The organism is Halonotius roseus (assembly GCF_006861655.1).
Lineage (GTDB): Archaea > Halobacteriota > Halobacteria > Halobacteriales > Haloferacaceae > Halonotius > Halonotius roseus.
The window spans coordinates 555,221-579,857 of the sequence record NZ_SESI01000001.1 but is presented as its reverse complement, the minus strand read 5'-3'; the positions used below and the strand labels follow the sequence as shown (position 1 = coordinate 579,857).

Sequence of the window (24,637 nt, the reverse complement as noted above, 5' to 3'; positions counted from 1 at the left end):
GCTACAGCTACCGTTGCTGAACACATTCACCGGCGACCTCGACGCTTTGGTCGGTGACCCTGACCGTCCCATCGAAGAGCGCGCAGGTATCCGCGTTCCACGCCAGTTTCCCCTCCCAGTCTTCGCCTGAGACAGTCACCTCGTGACGACCGCCCGTGCCAACAGGAACCTCGAATGCACGGGCGACGCCGCTATCGATCTGCTCTGACGCCTCCTCGTACGTTGTTCCCTCGTCATCACCGACCACGACGGTGACAGTCACCGGATCGGCACGTTCGTTTTCGACGGTGAGAGCAAGGCTGCTGCTCTCCTCACTATCGGATGATCCTATACACCCGGCCAGCGACGTGGTCGCTGCCACAGCGACGAACTGACGACGATTCATGTCGTTTCTACGTGGACGCCACACTTCAACCTCCGTCGTATTTAGCTATCCGTCGATAGCCCCATAGACCGGCGATACTGACGGGACAGGTTCCCAAGGGGACTAACGCAGTCGTCGGTTGCAGGCCAACAGCTGCAAGGGCTGCTCCTAACGCGGCTGCTATCACAACGGCTGGGATCGCAATGAGCGCGACTGGCACTAACAGGACTGTTAGAAGGGCCTGGAGCGGGGCACCGATGTAGCAAAATCGCTGTGTGGAACGAGCGCTGAGAGTGCGGCATACCCGACAAGCTGGCGCAACACCGCAGCGACGATGTATTTGCTACTCCAGTCTGACCGGGTCACGAGGTTCTCATAGTGGCTCGATGGTGACTGAGAGGTCGTCGATGTAGTGGGTTGCGTCAGCCTCCCAAATAACAGCGGTTCCGACGGCGAAATGGAGTGTCTCGGTCGATAGTTCCGGTGTCGTCCACTCGAAGCTATACTCCCGCCAGCCATCCGACAGCCAGAGCGGTTCTCGAAGCCCGCCAAACGGCGTTTCTCCGAACTCGGTCGAGTTCACGCCGAGTTGTGGAAAGTCTTCTTCGACGTCCGCGGGTTCCGGGCCGAGGCGCATCACCGCATGACGGATCGTATTGAACGATTCCGACTCGCTCCAGAACTGTCCTGTCGCCTCGATCCGGTACGCCTGTCCAGATTCGACAGCGATCGGATGGGAACCCCACGTTACGCCGTCGTCGTAATCGCCTTCGTTCCACACTCGCAAGGAACGGTCGCCTTCGATCGCCTCTGTGTCGGAGATCCCCATCTCCCACTCAAAGTCCTCAAGCTCGACTTCCGGGCCGATTGTCGCCCGGGTGTCCCACTCACCGAGGCTGTTTTCGAACCCGTCGGTGAACGCGGCGGTGTCGCTTTGGCCGGTGCAGCCAGCGATACCGGCGATACCAACTGCCGCACCAGTTCGGAGCAGATTCCGACGGAACATACACCCGAAAGTGCGACGAGACGGATAAGCCTAGGTGCGTATCACGACCGCTGCGCATCGTCAACGCCGTAGTCCGAACGCTCAAGCGATAGGGACGGTTTCCATTCGGTAGATGGCTCCTCCACTGCTCGGCATCGGGTTCGCGGTGCTGGCGGCCCTCGGGCTGGCAGTGCAGAGCCTTGCCGTGCGACTTGGCACCAGAACTCACTCCGTTGTCGATGTTATCGCGGTCATGTTTGCGGTGAATTTGCTCATCCTTGTGCCGATCGTTGGCGTGGTCGAATATCCTCAGTACGGTGTGACGCTCGACTCGCTTTTCGCGTTTGCTGTGGCTGGCATCCTCGGCTCTCTCGTCGCCCGTGTCTGTTATTTTGTCGGCATCGCTCGGATCGGTGCGAGCCGGACGGAACCGCTGAAGGCACTCTTTCCACTCGTCGCGGTGGCTGCAGCGGTGGTCGTCCTCGATGAACAGCTGACGGCACAGCTGCTCGCTGGGATCGCACTGGTTCTCGCTGGCAGTCTCGCTGTCGTGACCGAAGCCCGGACGAGCCCCACCACGGCAACGGGACGGCGGCTCTGGGTCGATCTGCTGTTTCCGCTCACGGCAGCACTCTTTCTCGGGATCGATCCGATCTTCACGAAGCTTGGCCTCGCTACGGGCACGCCACCGATGGTTGGCGTCACGATCCGCATCGCGGCTGGTGCTGTCGGCTTCGGCCTCTATCTCGCCTGGCGTGCTGTCGGTGATGGGCGCGTTCCGTCAGTTGCTGGCAATCGCTGGCTTATCGTTGCAAGCGTTGCGAACACGGTGTATCTCAGCGCGTACTATGCGGCTCTCGCCCGGACGCCAGTCGCGGTCGTCACCCCTGTTCTCGGGACGAGTACGCTGCTTGTCGTTGCGGGGGCTGCCATCTTCCTGCAGGCTGACGAGCGGGTAACGTGGAAGCTGGGTGGTGCGACCGCTGTCGTCGTGGCCGGGATCCTGCTTGTCGTCCAAGCGTGACTAGACCGTATCCATAGCAACACACTGCTGCATTGACGACGCGGCTACCGCGTAAACTGGACGCCGGAATCCGTGATCGACTGCCGGAGGAATCGGTGGTCGATGATCCGATCGGTGGCCCCGGCCTTCGTCTGTATCTCTAGGTGTTTGAACTCGTAGTCCCGCTGGATCGATTTGGCAAACCGGCAGGCCTGTTGGCTGTCATCGAGCGCACAGAACATGAACTCGTCAGTCGCTGGGGCGACCATCCACGCCGCAAGCAGCTGACTGTACGTCACCTGCAGGCGTTTGAACTGGTCGTTCCACAGGAGGCCGCCGACGCTCTGTGTGGTCTCCCAGACGAGCGCACAGGGGTACCGGCTGTTTGAGAGCTGTTTGCGGACGGCGCGCTCGGCCAGCCGCCGGTTTTCGTACCGTGACAACACCCGTGGCTTGCTGCCGTCGGTGACAAACTCCCGGACGACGCTCTCGCGCCCGTCGGCGACGATCTCGATCGGGGGTTTGCTGTCCGGCACGCTGATCGCGCCGATCGCCCCGGTGCCCAGTATCTCTGCGTCCACGACTCAGTTGCTGTTACCCGGCCGCGGTATAAAATTCCGTCCCAGTCTGTCGTCCACCGACTTTTGTTCCCGCCGCCGTGATCACGCTGTCGCAACGAGCCGTGTTTCACCGGCGGTGACCGCCTCGTCGACGGCGACAAGCACGTCCTCCCGATCGTATCGCGGCGGCAACACCACATCGGCGCGGCTCCCGAAGGAGACATGGCCGATCCGCTGGCCGCGGGTGAGCGTCTCGCCGGCCTCGACGTAGGGGTGAATCCGGCGGGCGAACCAGCCGGCGATCAGTGCGACCTCGTAGTCGTCGCAGTCGATGACGACCCGCTCGTTGCGATCGGAATCCTTCGAAAACGCCGGCTTGTACGCCCCGGGGCGGTGATCGACCGATCGCACGGTGCCGCCGGCCGGCGCGCGATTCACGTGGACATCGGTGACGTTCATGAAGATCCCGACCCGAACCCGGTTGCCCTCCTCGCGGATCACCGACACCCGACCGTCAGCCGGGGCGAGGATCCCCGACTCGGGTGGCTGCTGGGGTGGATCGCGGTGAAACCACAGCACGCCGACGCCGAGTGCGAGGGCGACGGCCGCACCCGGTGGGAACACGACGACGGCGACGATGGCGGCCGCAAAGCAGATCGCGGCGTACCGCCACGCGCCGGGCGCGACAGCGGTGGTCGGAAGCATCGGGAGCATGGTTAGGCCATCGCCCGAAGCTCAGTTCGGCCATCGGCCCACGCCGCCAGCAGATGGGTGAGGTGGAGTTTGTCGTCGAGACCCTCGCTCAGCTCGTGGTCGGCCGCGCCGGCGAGTGTGTGGAGCCGGGCGATCTCGTCGCTGTCGAGAGCCGACTGCGAGCGAGCGACCCGTAGCAACTCACTCAGGAGGGTCTGGCCGTCGTAGCCGCCATCCGACAGCAGGTCATCCAGCGTCCCGCGGGCCTCGCTGAGATCGCCGTTACGGGCGGCGGTGAGGGCGGCGGCGATCTGTTCGTCGTCGCCGATATCGCCCAGTGTCTCGTAGGCTGCTTGCATCGTGAGCTCACCCTCCTGTTCGGCGGTTGTCTGGGCGGTGAGTATCGCCTTGCGGAGGTCGCCGTCGGCCGCGCTGGCGACGAATTCCAGCCCGTCGGTGTCGTACTCGACGCCCTCGGCGTCGCAGATCGTTTCGAGGCGATCGATGATCTCGTCGGTCGTCGGTGCCCGCATCGGCACCGGGAAACACCGCGAGTGGATCGGTGCGATCAGCTTCGTCGGCTGGCGGGTGGTAAAGACGAACTGCGTGGTGCGGTGGTGTTGTTCCATCACCCGACGCAGGGCCTGCTGGAAGTCTTCCCGGATCGCCTCGGCGTTGTCCAGCAGGATCGTCTTGAACTGCCCGGAGACCGGGGCGTGACTCGCCGACTCGGTGAGCACGTGGTTGATCATATCGGCTTTCGCCATCCGGCTCTTGCCGTCGAGAAAGCCCGCAAACCGGGGGTCGTTTTTGATCTCCTTTTTGCTGCGGCCGAAAAAATCGGCGACGTTGAGCTCGATCAGATCGGCGTCGGGATCAGTGTGTACCTCGCGGGCCAGCGCGCGGGCGGCGGCGGTTTTGCCGACCCCTGGCGGCCCCTGTAGCAGGAGGTTCATCGGCTCGCCGACGGTTCGTTGCAGGCGATCCCGTACCGCCGGCTGTGGGAGGTCGGCCAACTCGGGGGCGTGGGTATCGATCCACAGCGGTGCGTCCATTGGCGACGCTGGGGGCCGATGACCTAAGAATCGGTCGGTTACGCGGGCGGTGTGTCGGCGACGAGCTTTTCCTTTGTTCACCCCGGTAGCTCCGGCAGCGTCACCGTGAGCACGTTCCCGTCGTCGTACTCGAAGTCGATGCTGCCGTTGAGCTTCTGGAGACACCAGTAGACGATCCACAACCCGATCCCTTGGCCGTGTTGGAGCGGCGTTTCGTCGCCGGCTCGAAGCGTTTCGATCTCCTGTTCGGGGATCTGATCGTTGGTATCCCGGACCTCGAAGACAACGCTGTCGCCGGCTGCCGTCTCGGCGACGCTCACGGTCACTGTTGGCTCGGCCGCCGCGTGGACGATCGCGTTCTCGACGAGATCGCCGAGCAGCATCGACACCAACACCGGATCCGTGTGTAGCTCCAGATCCGGCGGCGTCACCGTCCACTCGATCGCCGCGTCGTCATGGGCGGCGACACAGCTCTCCTCGACCTCGGCGATGACCGTCGAGAGATCGAGAGCGGCCGGCTGTCGCTCCCGGTTTTGGACGCTCTCGAACGTTCGCACCTTGTCGCCGATCGAGAGCAGCCGATCGCTTGCGGCCTCGATCCACTCGGCCTGTGTCGCCAGCTCGGGGTCGTCGATCTCGGCTGCAAGCAGCTCCGCGTAGCCGCTGATCACCGTCGTTTCGTTCCGGAGGTTGTGCCGGAGTACGCGATTGAGCACCGCCAGCTGCTGTTCTCGCTGTCGATCCTCAGTTACGTCGTACAACACGAGCATACTGCCGACGGCGGTGTCGCTCGGATCGGTCAACGACGTGTACGACACCGCAAACGTCCTCCCACCGTCGGTGCCAACGGTGAGCTCACCGGAATCACGCAGCGTTGTCAACCCCACACCGAGCACCGTCTCAACGGCCAGCGGGAGGCTGTTGGTACCCGCGTTCGGAAACACCTCGGCTGCGCGGTCGTTGATGCGGACGATCTGCCCTTCGGTATCGAGGACGAACACGGGATCCGACAGCGAGTCCAGCCCCGTCCGCTCGGCCATCCGCTGGGTCGCCGGGTTGGTCTCGAACATGTGCGTGCCGACGAAGGCGTAGGCGTCGAGGGCGACGTGAATCAGCATGAGCGGCGCGGTGAGATGCAGCTGTGGGATCGGGCCGAGATCGAACAGCCAGACGAGGACACCGACCGACGGCGGCGCGGTACTCAGGATGACCGCGATCGCCTCACGCCGGTACAGCGAGCCGTAGCTCAGTATCGCCCCGATCAACAGCAGCGAGCCGACCGCCGCGGTGCCGATCGAGAACAACAGCGCGAACACAGCCCACGGCTGGATCGTGTAGCTGACCGTTGCCAGCCCGAACACCGGGTCGAACCGAAACCCACTCCAGACGAGCTGGTGGAGCGGGTTCGTCGCCGCGAGGCCGACCGTCAACAGCGGAACGGCGGCGACGATGCCGAACAACGGCGTCCGGATCAGATCCCCGCGGCCGGTGTAATCGAGGCCAAAGGCGAGAAAGAACGGCCCCATGAACCCCACACAGACGACAGCAACCGCTTCGAGTGCGAGCCGGAGCGTCGGCTCGAAGATGAGCAACCCACCGCCGTAGGCGAGACAAAACAGGGCGACAGCGGCGATGTTCCCCATGAACCAGCCGGCACCTGACCGCTCTCGCTGGGTATACAGATACTGCAGCAGGTACAGCGCGCCGAAACAGGCAGCCAGCGATGCGGCGATGATGCCCGTTCCAACTGCCCCCACCATCTCGATCCCACATTAGGGGACGACCACGTATAAGAGTGGGACATCGCGCCCCTGTTCGCCGGGGGTGGATCTTTCAAAACAGTGATACGCATCTTTCCCCGTGGCCGGCCGCTCTCGCTGCCGGTTCCGTTCGGCTGGCGTTCCGAAGGGGGTTTATCGCTCGGTAGTCGACCCCCAGCCATGTCGTTACGCGTGACGTTTCTCGGAACCAGCGGGGCGGTGCCGACGACCCAGCGAGCCCCGAGTGCGATCATGGTCAACCGCGAGGGCGACCGCCTGCTGTTCGACTGCGGGGAGGGCACCCAGCGGCAGATGATGCGCCACGGCACCGGGTTTACGGTTTCAGATATCTTTGTCACGCATCTCCACGGCGATCACGTCCTTGGGATCCCCGGGCTCGTCCAGAGCTGGGATTTCAACGACCGCACCGAACCGTTGACGGTTCACTGCCCCCGCGGCACCTACAGCGATATCGACGACCTGCTTGGGGTCTGTGGCCACTCGCCGTCCTTCCGGATCGACATCGACGAGGTCACCGCCGGCGACGTTGCCCACGAGACCGACGAGTACACCGTCCGGGCCGTCGAAACCGACCACCGCGTCACCTCGGTCGGCTACGCGCTCATCGAGGCCGACCGCCCGGGCCGCTTCGATCGCCAGAAAGCCGAAGACGAGCTGGGGATCCCACCGGGGCCAATGTACGGCAAACTCCACAACGGCGAATCGGTCGAACTCGATGACGGCCGGGTGATCGACCCCGACGATGTCGTCGGCGACCCACGCCCCGGCCGGCGGGTTGTCTACACCGGCGACACCCGCCCGACCGCGGGCGTCGAAGCGGCCGCCGCCGACGCGGATCTCCTGGTACACGATGCCACCTTCGCCGACGGTCACGCCACCCGCGCCCGCGAGACCAAACACGCCACCGGTCGGGAGGCCGGCGAGCTCGCCGCTGCGGCCGGCGTAAAACGGCTTGCGCTGACGCATATCTCCTCGCGGTACGGGGCCGATCCGTCGCCGATCAAAGCCGGGGCCGCAGACGCTTTCGACGGCGAGGTCTTCATCCCCAGCGACGGCCAGCAGGTCGAGGTGCCGTTTCCTGATGCCGACTCTGACGAGCAGTGATCGGTCGCGCTGGATCACCGCACACCTGCCCACGAGAGGTGTTCTCACAGTAGCCCTCCTAGCAGCGGTTTTGTCGGTGGCCAGCCACGCTCAGGTATGGGTATCCCCCCAGCGATCAGCCTGCTGTTGGTCTCCGATGATCCCTCGTACCGCGAGCGCGTGGCCGACGCCGTCGATCACTGTCCGGATCTCACCCTGACAGCGACCGTGGTGCCCGACGACAGCCAGCCGGCTCGTGTTGTGGCTCCCGCTGACTGCGTTCTCATCGACGCCGACACCGACGGCCTCTCGCTGGCTGATTTTCGGGCGGCCCTCCGCACCCACCACCCCACACTGGCTGTCATCGTCGCCGCGGCCGAGTCGACGACACTGCCGTCGTCGCTGTCGATCCACGCGCGTGTCGCCAAGGCTGACCCGGATATCGTTCCCGAACTCACCCGCGTTGTCACCACGACCCGCCAGCGACAGACCTCGCCGTCAGTGTCGGCCGATCAACAGTAATCTCGCCGTCGGTGTCGGCCGACCAACAGTAATTCCGCCGTCGACGCCCCCACTCGGCGTGGCCTATTTAGCGGTCGATGCCCTACCTTCCTCCGTGACTGTCCGGACAAACGCCATCGACGCGCCGGTGTTCGGCGTCGACATCCAAAGCGGCGATATCCGGGGCGACGCGCCAGCCTACGCGTTGGTCGTCATCGACGACGGCGAGATCGAGCGCGATGTCGTTTCCTTCCGGAAGCTCTGCCGACTCATCGACGACGAGGAGCCAGCACTCGTCGCCACCGACAACGCCTACGAGCTCGCCGCCGACAAAAACGAGCTCGTCGGCTTTCTGCGGTCGTTGCCGTCGGCGACGAAGCTTGTGCAGGTGACCGGCGACGAACGCCCCGAACCCCTTTCGCGGGTCGCCTCCAGACACGGCGTTCCATACGACAAAAAACCGATGGCCGAAGCCGAGGCCGCCGCGCGGCTGGCGACCGCCAACGTCGGCTGTGAGGTTTCGGCGTTCACGGACACCACGACCGTCAAGGTCGCCCGCGGCCGCTCGACCGGCAGCGGCGGCTGGAGTCAGGATCGCTACACGCGGCGGATTCACGGCAACGTCAAGAAGGTCGCCCGCGAGGTCGAATCCAAGCTCGATTCGGCCAATCTCGACTACACCCAGGACGTGACCGAAAAGTACGGCGGCTACTCGAATGCGATCTTCACCGTCGAGGCGACGCCGGACGAACTCCCGGTTTCAACCCACCGCGCCGGCGACACCCGCATCGAGATCGAACGCGAGCAGCGCGACGGCATTAGCTACCAGCCGCTCGTCAAGCGGCGCGACCGCGTGATCGTTGGGATCGATCCCGGCACGACGACGGCGGCGGCGGTCGTCTCGCTGGATGGCCGCGTGTTGGCACAGTTTTCGAGTCGGACGGCCGACACCGCCGAGGTGACCGAGTGGCTGATCGAGCAGGGCCGCCCGCTGATCGTTGCCGCCGACGTGACGCCGATCCCCCAGACGGTCGAAGCGTTCCGGCGGAGCTTTGAGGCGACCGCGTGGACGCCCGAAAACGACCTCCCGGTCGACGAGAAGCTCCACCGCACCCGCGATCACGAGTACGACAACGACCACGAGCGCGACGCCATGGCGGCCGCGCTGTATGCCTACGACGACCGCGAGGATCAGTTTGATCGAATCACCGAGAAGACGCCACCGCGGTTCGACCGCGAGGAGGTCATCGCCCACGTCGTTGCCAACGAATCCTCGGTCGAAGCGGCCATCGACGAGCTCTCCGACGAGGACGACGGTGACGACGAGGAGTCAACCCACGAACCACGGGAACTCACAAGCGAAGAGCAGCGCATCAAAGACCTCGAAGCGCAGGTCGAGCGGCTGCAGTCCCACAACGAGGAGCTACAGGCCGAACTAGCTGATCGGAAAGACACAATCGAAGAATACGAGGATGAACTCTCGGAGGCCAAACGCGAGGAGCGACGTGAGGCCCGCGAGCGACGCGCCGTTTCGCGGCTCAAACGCGAAACCGACCGGCTGGAGCGCGAACGCGACGAGGCCCGCGAGCGCGCCGACGAACTCGACGCCAAACTCGACCGCCTCAAGGAGCTCTGGAAGCTGGATCACTCGGATGCCGCTGTCACCGGCGACCGGAACCTCGTCTCGGTGAAGATCGTCGAGCAGTTCACCAACCGCGCGCTCGACGACGCCGAGGAAGAGGTCGGCCTCACGCGCGGCGACATCATCTACTTCCGGGATGCCTCGGGTGCCGGTCGGAGCACCGCCGAGCGCGTCGCCGAGATCGAGCCGCGGGCGATCATCCGCGGCGGCGGGCTGTCGGATGCGGCCGACGAGGTGCTGTTCGAGGCCGGAATTCCGGTCGGATCAGCCGAGGACGTGTCGATTCAGGAGATCGACGAACTCGCTGTCGTTGACGACGCGGAGATCGAGGCCCTCATCGACGACTGGGAGGATCGTGCCGAATCGCGCGAACGCGAACAGAAAGCCAGCATGGTCGACGAGCTCATCAGCGAACACCGGGCCGACACGAAAAGCGGCGGTTCGTAGCGACCACATTCAGAAGTCATTTTACACCGCTGACCCGACGACACTGCATGGATGCCTACGAGCTGATCACCCGGAACGCCGCCGAGGTGGTCACCGAGGAGGAGCTTGAGGAGTTGGCAGACGACCCTAACGGCAAGCGGGCGTATGTCGGCTACGAACCCTCCGGCGTCCTCCACCTCGGGCACATGCTGACGGCGACGAAGCTCATCGAGCTACAGGAGGCGGGCTTCGAGATCACCGTCCTCTTGGCCGATGTTCACGCCTATCTCAACGACAAGGGCACCTTCGCCGAGATCCGTGAGACGGCCGACCGAATGCAGGAGCAGTTCATCGCCTACGGCCTCGACGAGAGCCAAACCGAGTTTGTCCTCGGCTCGGAGTACCAACTCGACGAGGAGTACACCCTCGACCTCCATGCCCTCGAACTCGAAACGACACTCTCCCGCGCCCAACGGGCGATGGCCGAGATCGCTCGCGGCGACCACGCGAAGGTCTCCCAGATGGTCTACCCACTCATGCAGGCACTCGATATCGAATACCTCGATGTCGATCTCGCGGTCGGCGGGCTCGACCAGCGGAAAGTCCACATGCTCGCTCGGGAGACACTGCCGGAACTCGACTACGAGGTTCGACCCGCACTCCACACGCCGATTATCGCCGACCTCTCTAGCGGCGTCGGCAAGATGGCCTCCAGCTCCGGCGTGACGATCTCGATGGAGGACACTGAAGACGAGATCGAGACAAAAATCAACGACGCTTACTGTCCGCCAACCGCTGATCCCGACCCCGACGGCGACGGCAACGAACGTGAGAACCCAGTCCTCCAGTTGTTCCAGTACCATGTCTTCCCGCGGGTCGAGACGGTCGTCGTCGAACGCCCCGAACAGTACGGTGGCGATCTCGAATACGACGACTACGAGACGCTGGAAGCTGATCTCGAATCCGGCGAGCTACACCCGATGGACGCGAAATCCGCCCTCGCGGCCGAACTCAACGCGCTCATCGAACCCGGTCGCCAGCAACTGAACGCGTAATTTTCCGCGACAGTGGTGGTGCTTTTTGTTCGGTGTTTTCGACCAGACAATCAGGTTGATCGCCCGGCCGACCAGCCGATATCCTGGCGGACTGAAAGGGCGAGACGCGCGTGGCGGCGAAGCCGCCACGTTACCGGCGGCCGGCGTCGCCGGCCGCCCGCTCGGCGAACCCGGACGACGCAAGCACCGCAGGAACGAACGTAGTGAGTGACGAGGAGCGCAGCGAGTCCCGGGAGTTCTGCGAGCCGGGCGGGATCTACGATCCCGCTGGAAGCCGGCCGTAGGCCGGCGACGAAGCGAGCAGAACCTCGAAAGACGAGCGCAAGCGAGTCTTTCGGTGGTCGAGCGCGTCGAGGGCTTTCTATTCTACTGCTTCAACTTCACTCTGCATCTGAACTACCGCCATCGCAGCCGAGCCTTTTTATCTGATACCGCGGCCAGACAGCGCAATGCGCCCCTCCGATAGCCGCGGACAGTCGATGCAGATCGGCGCGATCCTGCTGTTTGGTTTTCTCGTCGTCGCGCTGACGACCGCCCAAGCCGGCCTTGTGCCCGCGGATATCAGCCGGGCGGAACTCGATCACAGCCAGCGGGTCGCCGATCAGCTGGTCGGTCTTGAGACGGCGATTTTCGAGACGAGCGTGACCGGCCGGCCGCAGCCGACGACGCTCGACCTCGGAGCCGAGTACGACGACCGGCTGCTGTTCGTCTATCCGCCGCCGACCGCCGGCACGCTTACCACGACCGAGCCGGCGACACTCGCCATCGACAACGCCGACGCCGTGAGCGACGACGACTCCTTCGGCAATTACTGGAACGGAACGACGCGAAGCTACACGACGCGGGCGATCACCTACGAGCCAGCCTACCGAGAACTCGACGCCACCCCGGACTACCGGATCGAACACGGCGTACTCGCCGCCCAGTACGACTCGGAGGCGCGCATCGAGCTGGCCGCCAACCGCCAGCCCGTCGTCGACGACACCGAGATCTCGCTGCTCGTCGTTGACGGCGAGTTGGCGGCGACCGGCATCGACACCGAATCCTTTGTTGTCGAGCGCGTTACCGAGTCGACAACGGTCGACGTTGAAGCCAGCAGCGACCCGATCCGCCTGCGATTGCCGACACAGCTCTCAGCCGAAACGTGGCGTGACACGATTCTTGAGGGGGAGGCAACTGTCAACTCCGTCGCTGTCGCCGACGACGTTGCGACCGTCACCCTAGACCGTTCGGAAACGTACGAGCTCACGGTTCACAAGATCGATATCGGGACGAACACCACCGAACCATCGGCGACCTACCTGCGAAACGCTGCTGACGCCGAGTGGGAGTTCCCGGTCGATGTTCGGAACCGATACAACGACCGCGTTGCCGACGCAACGACGATCTGGGTCTACACCGAGGGAGACTACGACAGCCCGAACACATCGTTCACGATCCCGGATGGCTCCGAACCGGAGCTATCAGCCGATCTGTGTTACACACTGACGAAGGGGGTGGTCGACGATGACGCGCCTGAAACCGTCGAATCGACCGCTGGCGGGTGTGTGTAGCCCTGTCACGTGCGTCGCCCGAACCCCACGATTTTTACACGCGTGATACCCTACCGTCGCCTATGAGCGACAACGAGGGGCGACGCGACCTCCGAATGCCCGACGATGGGGAGGTCTTCGCGGAAGTCACCGACATGCTTGGTGCCAACCGCGTCACCGTCCGGTGTGCGGACGGCGTCGAGCGCACCGCCCGCATCCCGGGCCGGATGCAGAAACGCGTCTGGATCCGCGAGGACGACCTCGTCATCGTCGATCCGTGGGACTGGCAGGACGAGAAAGCCGACATCGTCCACCGCTACGAGCAAAGCGAGGCCGACCAACTCCGCCGCGAAGGTCACCTGCAGTAGCGACCACCGGCTTCACGGCCCGCCGAACCACGCCGCGACCGACGACGCTTTTCCCTCCACGTCGTGTAGGACGTCCAATGACCGACGAGTACGGCCTGCTCGATACCGATCCCGAGGCCGCCATCGGCGACGAGTGGGAAACCATCGATGTCACCGACACCGAGGCCGACCGGATCGCCCGCCGGCGCGACCGGGAGTTCGAGCAGTTTGAGGATCGGATCAAAGACGCCGAGCAATTCAAGGTCGAACAGTCGGTGTTCGACGACGCGACCTTCGGCGCGCTGTACAAGCTCGTCGCCGACGGCCACATCGAGGCCTTCGGCGGGCCGATCTCGACCGGCAAGGAGGCCAACGTCTACGAGGCGATGGGCGGCGAGGGTGCTGAGGTCGCCGTCAAGATCTTCCGGATCAACGCCTCGCCGTTCCAGCAGATGCGGACGTATCTGGAGGGCGACCCCCGATTTGAGGGACTTGGCTCCGACAAGAAGGCGGTCGTCCTCGCGTGGGTGCGCAAGGAGTTTGCCAACCTCCAGCGCGCCCGAGAGGCCGGGGTTCGCGTTCCACGCCCCATCGCCGTCGAGCGCAACGTCCTCGTGATGGAACTGGTGGGGTTAGTCGAGGATCGCGCCCGCAGACTCGCCGAGGTGAACGTCGAAAACCCCGAGACGGCCTACGAGGTGGTGCGGGAGTATATGCGCCGGCTTCACGCGGCGGGGCTGATCCACGGCGATCTCTCGGAGTACAATATGATTATTCACGACGGCGAATTGGTTATCATCGATCTCGGACAAGCTGTCACCGTCCACCACCCAAACGCCGGTGACCTCCTCCGACGGGACTGTGAGAACGTCGCCGCCTTCTTCAGCCGACAGGGGGTCGACACCGACGCCGACGAGCTGTTTGGGTTTATTGCCGGCGACGACGACCGGATCGGCCCCTGACTCGCGTTCCGAAAGCGGAGACTCCCGAGGAACACGCTTAAAAAGATCCGCGGGGTAGCAACCGTATGCAACACGTCAAAGTCCCGCAGGATCGGATCGGCGTCCTCATCGGCGAGGGTGGCGAGACGATGCGGGAGATCGAATCCCGCTCGGAGGTGCGGCTGGATATCGACTCCGAGTCCGGCTCGGTCGCCATCGAATCGGTTGGCGATCCCGTGAGCGCACTTGTCGCCCCCGATATCGTCAAGGCGATCGGCCGCGGGTTCAAGCCCGAGACCGCGCTGTCGCTGCTCGACAGCGATATGCGCCGCTTTGAGCTGATCGACCTCTCCGAGCAGACCCGCAACGACAACGACCTCCGCCGTCAGAAAGGCCGGATCATCGGCGAGGACGGCCGCACCCGCGAGCTCATGGAGGAGCTATCCGGTGCTGATGTCGTGATCTACGGCTCGACGGTGGGGATCATCGGCGACGCCGAGGAGGTGTCCGCTGTCCGGCGGGCTGTTGGGATGATCCTCGACGGCGCGCCCCACGGCGCGGTTTACGCGTTCCTTGAGGACAAACACCGTGAGCTAACCCGCGGCCCGGATCTCACCTGATCGCGCTAGCTTGATTTCTGGGCAGCAGCCCTATCGCGTCAGCTTGATTTCTGGCTGTCCGCCTCATCATCCTCGACAGCCGACTGCTGGTCGCTCTCTCGCGTGTCTGTATCGTAGGGCGATGCTGATGGTGTCTCTGTCTCAGCCGCCGGTTCAGTGGATTGCTCGGCAGCATCCGGCGGTTCGGTTTGGGGCTCGCTCTCGGCGGTGTTCCTACCGGGTTCGATGCCGGCCTCTGCTGGGGCCGCTTCTGCGGCGGACTCCCTATCGGCTGTACCCTCTGTCGCCGTGGTGTCCGCGTCGTTGCCGGTCGGAGCGGTCGCGTCATCGGTCGTGGTTTGTTCCTCGTCATCGCTCGCGTCGTCGTCACGGGCGGGCCAGTCGATCGTTCGGTCGTCGTCGCTGATCTCGTTGAGGGCGGCTTCAAAGCCCGGTCGTGTGAGCCGCATCTCCTCGACAGCCGCCGGTTGGTCATCGTCGCGGGCACGGACGTGGGCCCGCACGGCCTCGGTCGCTGCTTTCCGGCAGAGCGCGGCCAGCTCCGCGCCGACAAACCCCTCGGTCGCCGCCGCCAGCGCGTCGAGGTCGACATCGCCGGCAACCGGTCGGTCGCGGGTGTGGATCGCCAGGATCTCGCGTCTGGCCGCCTCATCCGGCTCGTCGACCGCGATCTGTTCTTCGATTCGGCCCGCACGGGTGAGCGCGTCGTCGAGCAGCTCCGGTCGGTTTGTCGCGGCGATCACGACCACGTCTTCGAGTGCTTCGAGGCCATCGAGCTCGGTCAGTAGTTGGCTGACGACGCGCTCGCTGACCTGGGAGTCGCCCCCGCTGCCGCGCTGGGTTGCGATCGCGTCGATCTCATCGAAGAAGACGACCGTTGGGGCGTTCTCGCGGGCTTTGCTGAAGATTTCTCGGACGCCCTTCTCGCTTTCACCGATGTATTTGTCGAACAGCTCCGGCCCCTTGACGGAGATGAAGTTTGAGTCGGCCTCGTTGGCGACAGCCTTCGCCAGCAGCGTCTTTCCGGTTCCGGGTGGCCCATGCAGCAGGATGCCCTTGGGGGCGTGGAGATCGACCTGCCGGTAGGCGTCGGGGTAGGCCAGCGGCCACTGGATGGCCTCCTGGAGCCGTGCCTTCGTTTCCGGGAGCCCGCCGACATCGTCCCACGTCACGTTCGGGGCTTCGACAAAGACCTCTCTGAGCGCGCTGGGTTCGACCTCCCTGAGCGCGCGCCGAAAATCGTCCGCGGTCACCGCAAGGCCGTCCAGCGTCTCGGCGTCGATCGTCTCCGCATCTAGATCCAGCGTCGGCCGAACACGCCGGAGGGCGTTCATCCCCGCTTCCCGCACCACGCTTTCGAGATCCGCGCCGACAAAGCCATGCGTGTTGCTTGCGTAGGCGTCGAGATCGACATCGTCGGCCAGCGGCATCTCACGGGTGTGGATCCGGAGGATTTCCCCGCGGCCGTTGGCGTCGGGCGCGCCGACCTCGATCTCTCGATCGAAGCGGCCGCCGCGCCGGAGTGCGGGGTCGACGGCGTCGATGCGGTTTGTGGTGCCGATGACGGTGATCTGGCCGTGATCGCCCAGCCCGTCCATCAGCGAGAGGAGTTGGGCGACGACGCGGTGTTCGACGCTGCCCTCGGTGTCGCCGCGTTTCGGCGCGATCGAATCGATCTCGTCGATGAAGACGATCGCGGGCTCCTCGCTTTCGGCAGTCTCAAAGACCTCCCGTAGCCGCTCCTCGCTTTCGCCGTAGTATTTCGACATTATTTCCGGCCCCGAGATGGTCTGGAAATCCGCCTCGATCTCGTTGGCGACGGCCTTCGCAATGAGGGTCTTACCTGTCCCTGGTGGCCCGTGTAACAACACGCCCTGCGGCGGCTCGATGCCGAGCGCCTGAAACAGCTCGGGGTGTCGCATCGGCAACTCGATCATCTCTCGTACCGCGTCGAGTTCGGCGTCGAGGCCGCCAACGTCCTCGTAGGTGATCCCCGGCGGGTCGGCGTCGGTCGACTCCGTTTCTTCGTCGTCGCTGTCGGTTGGCTCCTCGACGATGTCGATGGCCGTTGAGTCGGTGACGACGACGGTGCCGCCGGGCTCGCTACCGACGATCTTCACCGGGATGCGGCGGTTCGACTCCCCGTTTAGCGAACGAAAGCCCATCGTCACCGACACCGTTTTGCCGGGGCTGACCGCGCGGTTGGCGAGCTTGTCGTGGATGTAGGCGGCGATATCGCCTTGGATTCGGAGACCTTCGGGGATGACGACCGCCAGTCGGGCTGCTGGCTCGACATCGGCCGAGGAGACCTCGACGAGTTGGTCGATACGGGTGCCGAGGGTTTTCCGGGTTTGGCCGTCGATCCCGATGATCCCGCGCTGTCGATCCCGGTTTTGGCTGAGTTGTGCCCGGAGGACGGCCGTCCGGTTGCCGTGGCTGATCGTGACAAACTCGCCGTTGTTGACCCCGAGTGTCGCCATCGATTCGCGGTCGATCGTTGCGATCCCGTTGCCCGGAGTCTCCCTGTTGAGTGGTTTGACGCGTAGTTTCATCGATTACTTCCTCCCGTCGCGTCGCTGCCGTCCTGCGGCGACACGACGGCTTCGTCTATTTGGTGTGTACGCCCACCCGCGTCAAATAGGTGGGTGCTTGTGATCCCACCGGCTGTTTCTGTGATCGCTGATTGCGATCCCGGCAGCTGTGTTCCGGCGTCGACGGCGATCTGATCAGTATTTAAATCACCTGGTTGGTAGTCTATCACATGCCTCAATTTGTCAGACAGCGCGCCGCTCGGTAACCGCATACGAAGGGTTTATATAGAATCACAAACAATCCGGAGGTGACTATGTCTCAACAACAGCGAATGGGTAATCAGCCGATGATCGTGCTCTCCGAGGAGAGCCAGCGCACCTCCGGGAAGGACGCTCAGTCGATGAACATCACCGCGGGCAAGGCCGTTGCCGAGTCCGTACGCACCACACTCGGGCCGAAAGGCATGGACAAGATGCTCGTCGACTCCGGTGGCTCGGTCGTCGTCACGAACGACGGCGTCACCATCCTCAAAGAGATGGACATCGACCACCCCGCCGCGAACATGATCGTCGAAGTCAGCGAGACACAGGAGAACGAAGTCGGTGACGGCACCACCTCCGCCGTCGTCATCGCGGGCGAACTCCTCGATCAGGCCGAGGAACTGATCGACTCCGAGATTCACGCGACGACCATCGCACAGGGGTACCGAGAGGCCGCCGAGAAGGCCAAGGATATCCTCGAAAGCGAGGCCATCGAAGTCTCCGCGGACGACCGCGACACCCTCGTCGAGATCGCCACCACGGCGATGACCGGCAAGGGCGCCGAAGGCGCGAAAGACCACCTCGCGGAACTCGTCGTCGACGCCGTGCTGGCCGTCGAAGACGAGGACGGAATCGACCTCGACAACATCGACGTCGAAACCGTCGTTGGCGGCTCTATCGACAACTCCGAACTCGTCGAGGGCGTCATCGTCGACAAAGAGCGCGTCGACGAGAACATGCCCTACTTCGCCGAGGACGCCAACATCGCGCTGTTCGACGGTGCCTTCGAGGTCAAAGAGACCGAGATCGACGCCGAGGTCAACGTTTCCGACCCATCCCAGCTGCAGGAGTTCCTCGATCAAGAGGAAGCCCAGCTCAAAGAGATGGTCGACCAGCTCGCTGACGCCGGTGTCGACGTCGTCTTCGTCGGCGACGGCATCGACGACATGGCCCAGCATTACCTCGCCCAAGAGGGCATCATCGCCGCCCGCCGCGTCAAGAACTCCGATCTGAAAGCCCTCGCTCGCGCGACCGGCGGCCGCGTCGTCTCCAACCTTGACGATCTCACTGAGGACGACCTCGGCTTCGCCGGCAGCGTCGCCCAGAAGGACATCGGTGGCGACGAGCGACTCTTCGTCGAGGACGTCGAGGACGCCAAAAGCGTCACCCTCGTCGTTCGCGGCAGCACCGACCACGTCGTCGACGAGGTCGAACGCGCAATCGAGGACTCCCTCGGTGTCGTTCGCGCCACGCTCGAAGACGGCAAGGTGCTCCCTGGTGGCGGCGCGCCCGAAACCGAACTCGCACTCCAGCTGCGTGACTTCGCCGACTCCGTCGGGGGCCGCGAACAGCTCGCAGTCGAGGCCTTCGCCGACGCACTGGAAGTCATCCCGCGCACGCTCGCCGAGAACGCCGGGCTGGACTCCATTGATTCGCTGGTCTCGCTGCGCTCCCAGCACGACGCCGGTGACTTCACGGCCGGCCTCGACGCCTACTCGGGCAACGTGATCGACATGGAAGCCGAGGGCGTCGTCGAACCGCAGCGCGTGAAATCCCAAGCCATCGAGTCGGCAACGGAAGCCGCTGTGATGATCCTCCGCATCGACGACGTGATCGCCGCTGGCGACCTTTCGGGTGGCCAAGTCGGCGACGACGACGATGACGGCGGCCCACCGGCCGGCGGCCCTGGCGGCATGGGCGGCGGCATGGGCGGCATGGGCGGCATGGGTGGCATGGGCGGCGCAATGTAAGTTCGGCCACAGTCCGCTTACTTACCCACGCCAACCTGACCGCTGTACCGGCTTCTCATCGACTGCGTTGCGACCGCGGCCATTCTCGTTTTTATTTGAGTTACTTACTGACGATAGCGACTAGCCTGCTCTGGATTCTGGTATAACATGCTGTGCAAGATGGAAGGCGCGTATCTCGTATCGAGCCAGTGACTCAAAGAGAGATAGCTTGAGTCAGATAGTCTAACACATACGACTCCCAGACCGGTAGTCGGGTGAGCGTCATCGGGTTTCGAACGACACTCCATCGAGATCGAGAGTGGCATGGATAACAGTAGATTCATCGACAAAGACGGTTGTTTCTCCGCCAACGTTCGCTTCCTGAGCGGTAATTTGGATGCGATACTCCCCAGGTTCGTCAAGTGGATACGAGAGTGCTGTCGTTTCCCCGCCTTCAAGCGAGCGGTCTGCACGGTTCACTACCCGCATATCCGACACTCTGGTAATATCGATATTTGCAGTTACTCTCTGGTTCAACTCGTTGTTAATCACCAAGTTCGGATCTCCCAACCCCAGACATCCGGCAGCACCCAAGAGAGACACTCCAACGGGTACGAGCAACTGTCGCCTAGTGGAGGGCATATATCGCCCATTTTCGAAGGATATCAGTAATCGGTTTTGCTTCACACATTACTGGACTGTATCCCGGTGACAGTCATTCATCGTAACCGGTCAATTCGTGGTCACAATCCATCAGCCAGTTCAGAATGGGATTGGGGCAGGTATGAAAATCCCATGCTGACTGTATGCTCTGTATCTTGCATGCCAACCGGCAACAGTATCAGCAGGCTAAATATTGATTCATCAGATCGTACGTGAATCATCTCAAACACCGGCTGATCGACGGCAACCGCTTCCACGCGACCGTTAGGTGTGCGTAAAGCCGCCATCGACGAGGATGCGCTCGCCGTTGAGGTAGGAGGCGAGGTCGCTTTCGAGGAACAGCGCGACGTTCGCCACCTCCTCGGTGGCCGAACCGTCCCGCCGGAATCAACTCCAAGAGCATCGCTCAGACGTGCTGTGAGGGGAGAGTGCGACTGTCATCAACACAAGCGAATACGGTAGCACCCCACCGGAGCGACCATGAAACTAAGCTGTTCCTCCCAGTAGTTTACATATGCCCATGGGAATCGTCGGGAAAGAAGAGTTAGCCCAAGAGGTCGCAGCCGCGCTTGGCGACTGGACACCGACGCAAGCCTACGAACAGGAAGCTGAGTTTCGAGATGAACTCCATGCGTATCTCGACGCACGATTGAATGCCGGCGGCGGCAAAATCCTTGACACTGGTGGCAACTTCGTTGTTGAAAGAGCGTATGGCGAGCTGGAATGCGACGTTGTCGTTAGCGATACGGTTGGAATCACGATCAGACGCGATCTCACGGCCGAGGATATCGACCAACTGGCTGGGCGCGTCCGAGAGTATCAGAAAGCATACACTCATGTTGCGATCATTGCCTGCGGCAGCATCGACGACGACAACTGGGAGAAATTACAGAATACGTATCCAAATCAGCGGGGCCTGAATAACGACCCCGACAGCACGCCAGTACTGTTCCTCCGCCGTCGGGAACCGAACTACGGCAAAGGCGATTCGGCTGAGAACTACCAACAGCCGGATGCGGAAGATACCGAAGGGAGTCTCCTACAGACGACAGTCTCGCTGGTGCAACGTCGTTTGCGACGACTCCGCTAGCCCCGTGACGAGAACCGAACGACGCAGAAGGGGGCGATGGTATTGATGAGGATCGTAGCGAAGATCGAAGCGTCCGAGCGTTTATCAATCGAGACGCACAAGTCCGCGTATGGTAGCAATCGTCACGGATTCCGATATTCGGTCGGGCGATCCGTGCATTGAGGGAACCCGAATCTCCGTTCTCGACATCAAACGCCGCGTGATCGACGGCGATGAGGATCCCTTTGCGGTCGCCGCTGAGTACGATCTCGACGGCGCGGCGGTGTTCGACGCACTCGCGTACTACTACGACAACGCCGACGAGATGCGCGAACTGGAGGCCGACGCTGCGGAGCGGCGGCAAGCGATCAAGCGGGAATCGGAACGGCTTCGCGCAGAACTGACCTGATTACGTCCCTGGCGGACTGAAAGGGCGAGGCGCGCTGGGCGAACCCGGACGACGTAAGCACCGCAGTGAGCGAAGCGAACGAGGAGCGCAGCGAGTCCCGGGAGCCGAGCGCGCCGAGGGCTTTCGCGGTGTCTGTTTCGACTGTCGCGGCTGGATGAGAATAGCTCACCTCGTATCGCCCTCGGATCACCGTTTTGATATACGCCGACCCCTTGCCTCTCAGCATGGACGACGTTAGCGACCAGTATTCGCCCGCCGACGTGGAGGCGGCTATCGACGACTACTGGGACGATCACGACGCCTACGAGGCGACAAAGGCGGCCCACGCCGACGACCCCACCTTCTTCTTCGTCGACGGCCCGCCCTATACCTCCGGGCAGATGCACCTCGGCACCGCGTGGAACAAGACCCTGAAAGACGCCGTGATCCGGCAAAAACGGATGACCGGCCACCAGGTCACCGACCGGCCGGGCTACGACATGCACGGCCTCCCGATCGAGGTCAAAGTCGAGGAGGAACTCGGCTTCGAGAGCAAGCAGGATATCGAGGAGTACGGGATGGAGGCGTTCATCGAGGAATGCAAAACGTTCGCCGAGGACAACCGCGTGGCGATGGACGACGATTTCCAATCCATTGGCGCGTGGTTCGACTGGGACAACCCCTACAAGACCATCTCGCCGGAGTACATGGAGGCCGCGTGGTACGGCTTCAAACAGGTCGCCGACCGCGGCCTCGTCGAGCAGGGCAAACGCTCCATTTCGCAGTGTCCGCGCTGTGAGACCGGGATCGCTAACAACGAGGTCGAGTACGACCAGGTCGAAGACCCCTCGATCTACGTCAAATTCCCACTCGCCGACCGCGAGGGCAGCCTCGTCATCTGGACGACGACGCCGTGGACGATCCCCGCCAACACCTTCGTCGGCGTCGGCGAGGAGCTGACGTATCAGAAGGTTCGCGCGACCAAGGGCGGCGACGAGGACGTACTCTACATCGCCGCCGAGTGTGTCGACGACGTACTCGGCAAGGGCCGCTACGACGACTACGAGATCGAAGCCGAACTCGATGGCTCCGAACTCGTCGGCTGGGAATACGACCACCCACTCGCCGAGGAAGTCCCTGACTACCCGAGCTTCGAGGGTGCGGGCGAGGTCTACACGGCCGACTTCGTCGAAGCCGACCGCACCGGGCTCGTCCACTCCGCACCCGGCCACGGTGAGGAGGACTTCCACCGCGGCCAAGAGTTGGGCCTCGATATCTTCTGTCCGGTCGCCGGCGACGGCACATACACCGACGCTGGCGGCAAATACGCGGGTCAGTTCGTCCGCGACGCCAACGACGACATCACCGCCGATCTCGACGCCAACGGCGCGCTGCTGGCCGAGGAAACCTACACGCACTCCTACGGCCACTGCTGGCGGTGCGACACCGATATCATCCAGCTCGCCACCGACCAGTGGTTCATCTCGATCACCGATATCAAAGACGAACTGCTGGACAACATCGAGGAAGCCGAATGGCACCCACAGTGGGCCCGCGACAACCGCTTCCGGGACTTCATCGAGAACGCTCCCGACTGGAACGTCTCACGACAGCGGTATTGGGGGATTCCGATCCCGATCTGGGTTCCCGAGGACGTGGACAGCGAGGACGATCTCCACGAACAGATGATCGTCATCGGCACCCGTGAGGAACTCGTTGAGCGCGCCGATCAAGACATCGATCCCGACGACATCGACCTCCACCGCCCGACCGTCGACGACATCACGATCACCGAAGAGGGCACGACTTACCGCCGGATCGAGGACGTGTTCGACGTGTGGCTCGATTCCTCGGTGGCGACGTGGGGCACGCTCGATTATCCGACCGAGACCGAGGCCTTCGACGAGCTTTGGCCCGCAGACCTCATCATCGAGGCTCACGACCAGACCCGCGGCTGGTTCTGGTCGCAACTCGGGATGGGGACAGCGGCTCTCGGCGAAAGCCCCTACAACGAGGTGCTGATGCACGGGTTCGCCAACGACAAACACGGCCGCAAGATGTCCAAGTCGGTCGGCAACATCGTCACACCGGAGGAAGCCATCGACCGGGCCGGCCGCGATCCGCTGCGCGCGTACCTCCTGAGCCACGATCAGCAGGGTGTCGATCTCTCCTTCGACTGGGACGGCCTCGGCAGCATGGTCGGGACGCTCAACATCTGCTGGAACGTCTTCCGCTTCCCGCTCACGTACATGGATCTCGACGGCTACGACCCCGCCGAGCCCGACCTCAGCGAGGGCGAGTTGACGACCGTCGACGAATGGGTGCTCTCGCGGCTGCAATCTGTTATCGAGGAGACCAGCGAGGCGTGGGCCGACTACCGCATCGACGACGCGCTCAACACCGTTCTCGATTTCGTCACTGAGGACGTCTCGCGGTTCTACATCAAGGCGACCCGCGAGCGGATGTGGGAGGAGGGAGACTCGCCCACGAAGCTCGGAGCCTACGCGACGCTCGCCACGGTCACCAACGCCGTCATCCGCCTACTGGCACCGGTCACGCCGTACATGGCCGAGGAGATGTACCAGACCATCGACGGCAGCGAAACGACCGTCCACGCACTCGACTGGCCCGAGGTCGACGACGACCTCCGTGATCCACAGCTGGAAACCGACATGGCCGTCCTCCGCGATGTGGAGGAAGCCGCGGCCAACGCCCGCCAGCGCGGCGGCCGCAAACTCCGCTGGCCCGTTTCGCGGGTCGTCGTTGAGACCGACGACGACGAAGTCGCCAGCGCGGTCGAGAACCTCGCCGATCTGCTCGGCGAGCGCGTCAACACCCGCGCTATCGACGTTGTCTCCGAGTTCGACGAACTGATCGAGTACGCCGACCCACAGATGGGCGAGATCGGCCCGGCCTTCGGTGGCGGCGCCCAAGACGTGATGAACGCTGTCGAGGGCGCGACCCGCGACGAGGTTGAGGCTGGTATCGAAGTCAACGGCGAAACCGTCGACCTCGACGACGAGATGGTCGAGTACCGCAAGGAGCCGCCGGAACACGTCACCGGCACCGACTTCGAGGGCGGCACGGTGTACGTCGATACGACGCTGACCGACGAGCTCGAATCCGAGGGCTACGCCCGCGACGTGATCCGCCGGATTCAGGAGATGCGTAAAGAGTTGGATCTCGATGTCGAAAGCGAGATCAGCGTCGGCCTCGCCGTCGACGACGACCGCGTTGCCGGCTTCGTCGACGAGCACCGTGACCTCATCAGCGAGGAAGTCCGCGCTGCCGAGCTAACTGACGCGCCCAGCGAGGACGCCGACCGGCTGGAAACGTGGGAGATCGAGGACACCGAGGTCGAGATCGGTGTCTCGGTTATCGCAGAACAGACCGCCTAACTCCGGTTA

Annotated in this window: 22 protein-coding genes and 1 pseudogene; 14 read left to right on the top strand and 9 right to left on the bottom strand. The window is 63.5% G+C overall.

Annotation, left to right across the window (positions count from 1 at the left end):
* Nucleotides 1-7: 7 nt before the first annotated feature.
* Together EWF95_RS03105 and EWF95_RS03100 are read right to left on the bottom strand one after the other, a co-directional pair.
* Nucleotides 8-385 (bottom strand): hypothetical protein, encoded by a 378-nt coding sequence (locus EWF95_RS03105; protein ID WP_142442597.1) that lies wholly within the window; start codon nt 383-385, stop codon nt 8-10.
* 352 nt (nt 386-737) lie between these two features.
* Nucleotides 738-1,370 carry a hypothetical protein gene (locus tag EWF95_RS03100; protein ID WP_142442596.1) on the bottom strand — a complete coding sequence of 211 codons (633 nt, stop codon included), beginning with the start codon at nt 1,368-1,370 and terminating at the stop codon, nt 738-740.
* A 112-nt stretch (nt 1,371-1,482) separates the two neighbouring features.
* Here EWF95_RS03100 and EWF95_RS03095 point away from each other — a divergent pair, with 112 nt between their 5' ends.
* Nucleotides 1,483-2,373 (top strand): DMT family transporter, encoded by an 891-nt coding sequence (locus EWF95_RS03095; RefSeq protein ID WP_142442595.1) that lies wholly within the window; start codon nt 1,483-1,485, stop codon nt 2,371-2,373.
* A gap of 44 nt (nt 2,374-2,417) precedes the next feature.
* On the opposite strand, the gene EWF95_RS03090 is transcribed toward EWF95_RS03095, so the two are convergent.
* The 4 genes from EWF95_RS03090 to EWF95_RS03075 all read right to left on the bottom strand — a co-directional run bounded on the left by EWF95_RS03090 (nt 2,418) and on the right by EWF95_RS03075 (nt 6,420).
* Nucleotides 2,418-2,933 (bottom strand): hypothetical protein, encoded by a 516-nt coding sequence (locus tag EWF95_RS03090; protein ID WP_142442594.1) that lies wholly within the window; start codon nt 2,931-2,933, stop codon nt 2,418-2,420.
* An 81-nt stretch (nt 2,934-3,014) separates the two neighbouring features.
* Nucleotides 3,015-3,617 (bottom strand): protein sorting system archaetidylserine decarboxylase, encoded by a 603-nt coding sequence (locus EWF95_RS03085; RefSeq protein WP_221886606.1) that lies wholly within the window; start codon nt 3,615-3,617, stop codon nt 3,015-3,017.
* A gap of 11 nt (nt 3,618-3,628) precedes the next feature.
* Nucleotides 3,629-4,660: an AAA family ATPase gene (locus tag EWF95_RS03080; RefSeq protein ID WP_142442592.1), complete on the bottom strand. Its 1,032-nt coding sequence runs from the start codon at nt 4,658-4,660 to the stop codon at nt 3,629-3,631.
* A gap of 77 nt (nt 4,661-4,737) precedes the next feature.
* Nucleotides 4,738-6,420 (bottom strand): sensor histidine kinase, encoded by a 1,683-nt coding sequence (locus EWF95_RS03075; protein WP_142442591.1) that lies wholly within the window; start codon nt 6,418-6,420, stop codon nt 4,738-4,740.
* 180 nt (nt 6,421-6,600) lie between these two features.
* On the opposite strand from EWF95_RS03075, the gene rnz reads away from it, so the two are divergent.
* The 9 genes from rnz (at nt 6,601) to EWF95_RS03035 (ending at nt 14,588) form a co-directional block, all read left to right on the top strand.
* The gene (rnz, locus tag EWF95_RS03070; RefSeq protein ID WP_142442590.1) at nt 6,601-7,545 is read left to right on the top strand and encodes a ribonuclease Z; all 945 of its coding nucleotides are present in this window, start codon (nt 6,601-6,603) and stop codon (nt 7,543-7,545) included.
* 96 nt (nt 7,546-7,641) lie between these two features.
* Nucleotides 7,642-8,046: a hypothetical protein gene (locus EWF95_RS03065; RefSeq protein ID WP_142442589.1), complete on the top strand. Its 405-nt coding sequence runs from the start codon at nt 7,642-7,644 to the stop codon at nt 8,044-8,046.
* 94 nt (nt 8,047-8,140) lie between these two features.
* Complete coding sequence (locus tag EWF95_RS03060) at nt 8,141-10,114, top strand: DUF460 domain-containing protein (RefSeq protein WP_142442588.1); 1,974 nt, start codon at nt 8,141-8,143, stop codon at nt 10,112-10,114.
* Between the two features lie 47 nt (nt 10,115-10,161).
* On the top strand, nt 10,162-11,148 hold the full coding sequence (locus EWF95_RS03055) for a tyrosine--tRNA ligase (protein WP_142442587.1): 987 nt from the start codon (nt 10,162-10,164) through the stop codon (nt 11,146-11,148).
* Nucleotides 11,149-11,258: 110 nt separating this feature from the next.
* Nucleotides 11,259-11,432: a hypothetical protein gene (locus EWF95_RS13450; RefSeq protein ID WP_185911682.1), complete on the top strand. Its 174-nt coding sequence runs from the start codon at nt 11,259-11,261 to the stop codon at nt 11,430-11,432.
* 165 nt (nt 11,433-11,597) lie between these two features.
* On the top strand, nt 11,598-12,701 hold the full coding sequence (locus EWF95_RS03050) for a hypothetical protein (protein ID WP_142442586.1): 1,104 nt from the start codon (nt 11,598-11,600) through the stop codon (nt 12,699-12,701).
* A gap of 62 nt (nt 12,702-12,763) precedes the next feature.
* Nucleotides 12,764-13,048, top strand: coding sequence for a translation initiation factor eIF-1A (gene eif1A / locus EWF95_RS03045; protein WP_142442585.1), 285 nt, complete (start codon nt 12,764-12,766; stop codon nt 13,046-13,048).
* A 77-nt stretch (nt 13,049-13,125) separates the two neighbouring features.
* A complete protein-coding gene (rio1, locus tag EWF95_RS03040) occupies nt 13,126-13,989 on the top strand; it encodes a serine/threonine-protein kinase Rio1 (protein WP_142442584.1) in 864 nt (287 codons plus the stop codon).
* A gap of 65 nt (nt 13,990-14,054) precedes the next feature.
* Nucleotides 14,055-14,588, top strand: a complete 534-nt coding sequence (locus tag EWF95_RS03035) for a KH domain-containing protein (RefSeq protein ID WP_142442583.1) — start codon at nt 14,055-14,057, stop codon at nt 14,586-14,588.
* A gap of 38 nt (nt 14,589-14,626) precedes the next feature.
* Here EWF95_RS03035 and EWF95_RS03030 read toward each other — a convergent pair whose 3' ends face one another.
* A complete protein-coding gene (locus EWF95_RS03030; RefSeq protein WP_142442582.1) occupies nt 14,627-17,140 on the bottom strand; it encodes a CDC48 family AAA ATPase in 2,514 nt (837 codons plus the stop codon).
* Nucleotides 17,141-17,466: 326 nt separating this feature from the next.
* Between EWF95_RS03030 and thsA the strand changes: the two genes are divergently transcribed.
* The gene (thsA, locus tag EWF95_RS03025; protein ID WP_142443138.1) at nt 17,467-19,131 is read left to right on the top strand and encodes a thermosome subunit alpha; all 1,665 of its coding nucleotides are present in this window, start codon (nt 17,467-17,469) and stop codon (nt 19,129-19,131) included.
* 261 nt (nt 19,132-19,392) lie between these two features.
* On the opposite strand, the gene EWF95_RS03020 is transcribed toward thsA, so the two are convergent.
* Entirely contained in the window at nt 19,393-19,662 is a 270-nt protein-coding gene (locus EWF95_RS03020; RefSeq protein ID WP_142442581.1) for a hypothetical protein, read from the bottom strand.
* Between the two features lie 375 nt (nt 19,663-20,037).
* Nucleotides 20,038-20,139, bottom strand: a pseudogene (locus EWF95_RS03015) (SDR family oxidoreductase); the annotation flags it as partial.
* A 154-nt stretch (nt 20,140-20,293) separates the two neighbouring features.
* Here EWF95_RS03015 and EWF95_RS03010 point away from each other — a divergent pair.
* The 3 genes from EWF95_RS03010 to ileS all read left to right on the top strand — a co-directional run bounded on the left by EWF95_RS03010 (nt 20,294) and on the right by ileS (nt 24,628).
* Nucleotides 20,294-20,863, top strand: coding sequence for a hypothetical protein (locus EWF95_RS03010; RefSeq protein WP_142442579.1), 570 nt, complete (start codon nt 20,294-20,296; stop codon nt 20,861-20,863).
* Nucleotides 20,864-20,972: 109 nt separating this feature from the next.
* Nucleotides 20,973-21,251: a DUF433 domain-containing protein gene (locus EWF95_RS03005; protein ID WP_142442578.1), complete on the top strand. Its 279-nt coding sequence runs from the start codon at nt 20,973-20,975 to the stop codon at nt 21,249-21,251.
* A gap of 224 nt (nt 21,252-21,475) precedes the next feature.
* On the top strand, nt 21,476-24,628 hold the full coding sequence (ileS, locus tag EWF95_RS03000; RefSeq protein ID WP_142442577.1) for an isoleucine--tRNA ligase: 3,153 nt from the start codon (nt 21,476-21,478) through the stop codon (nt 24,626-24,628).
* Nucleotides 24,629-24,637: the final 9 nt, after the last annotated feature.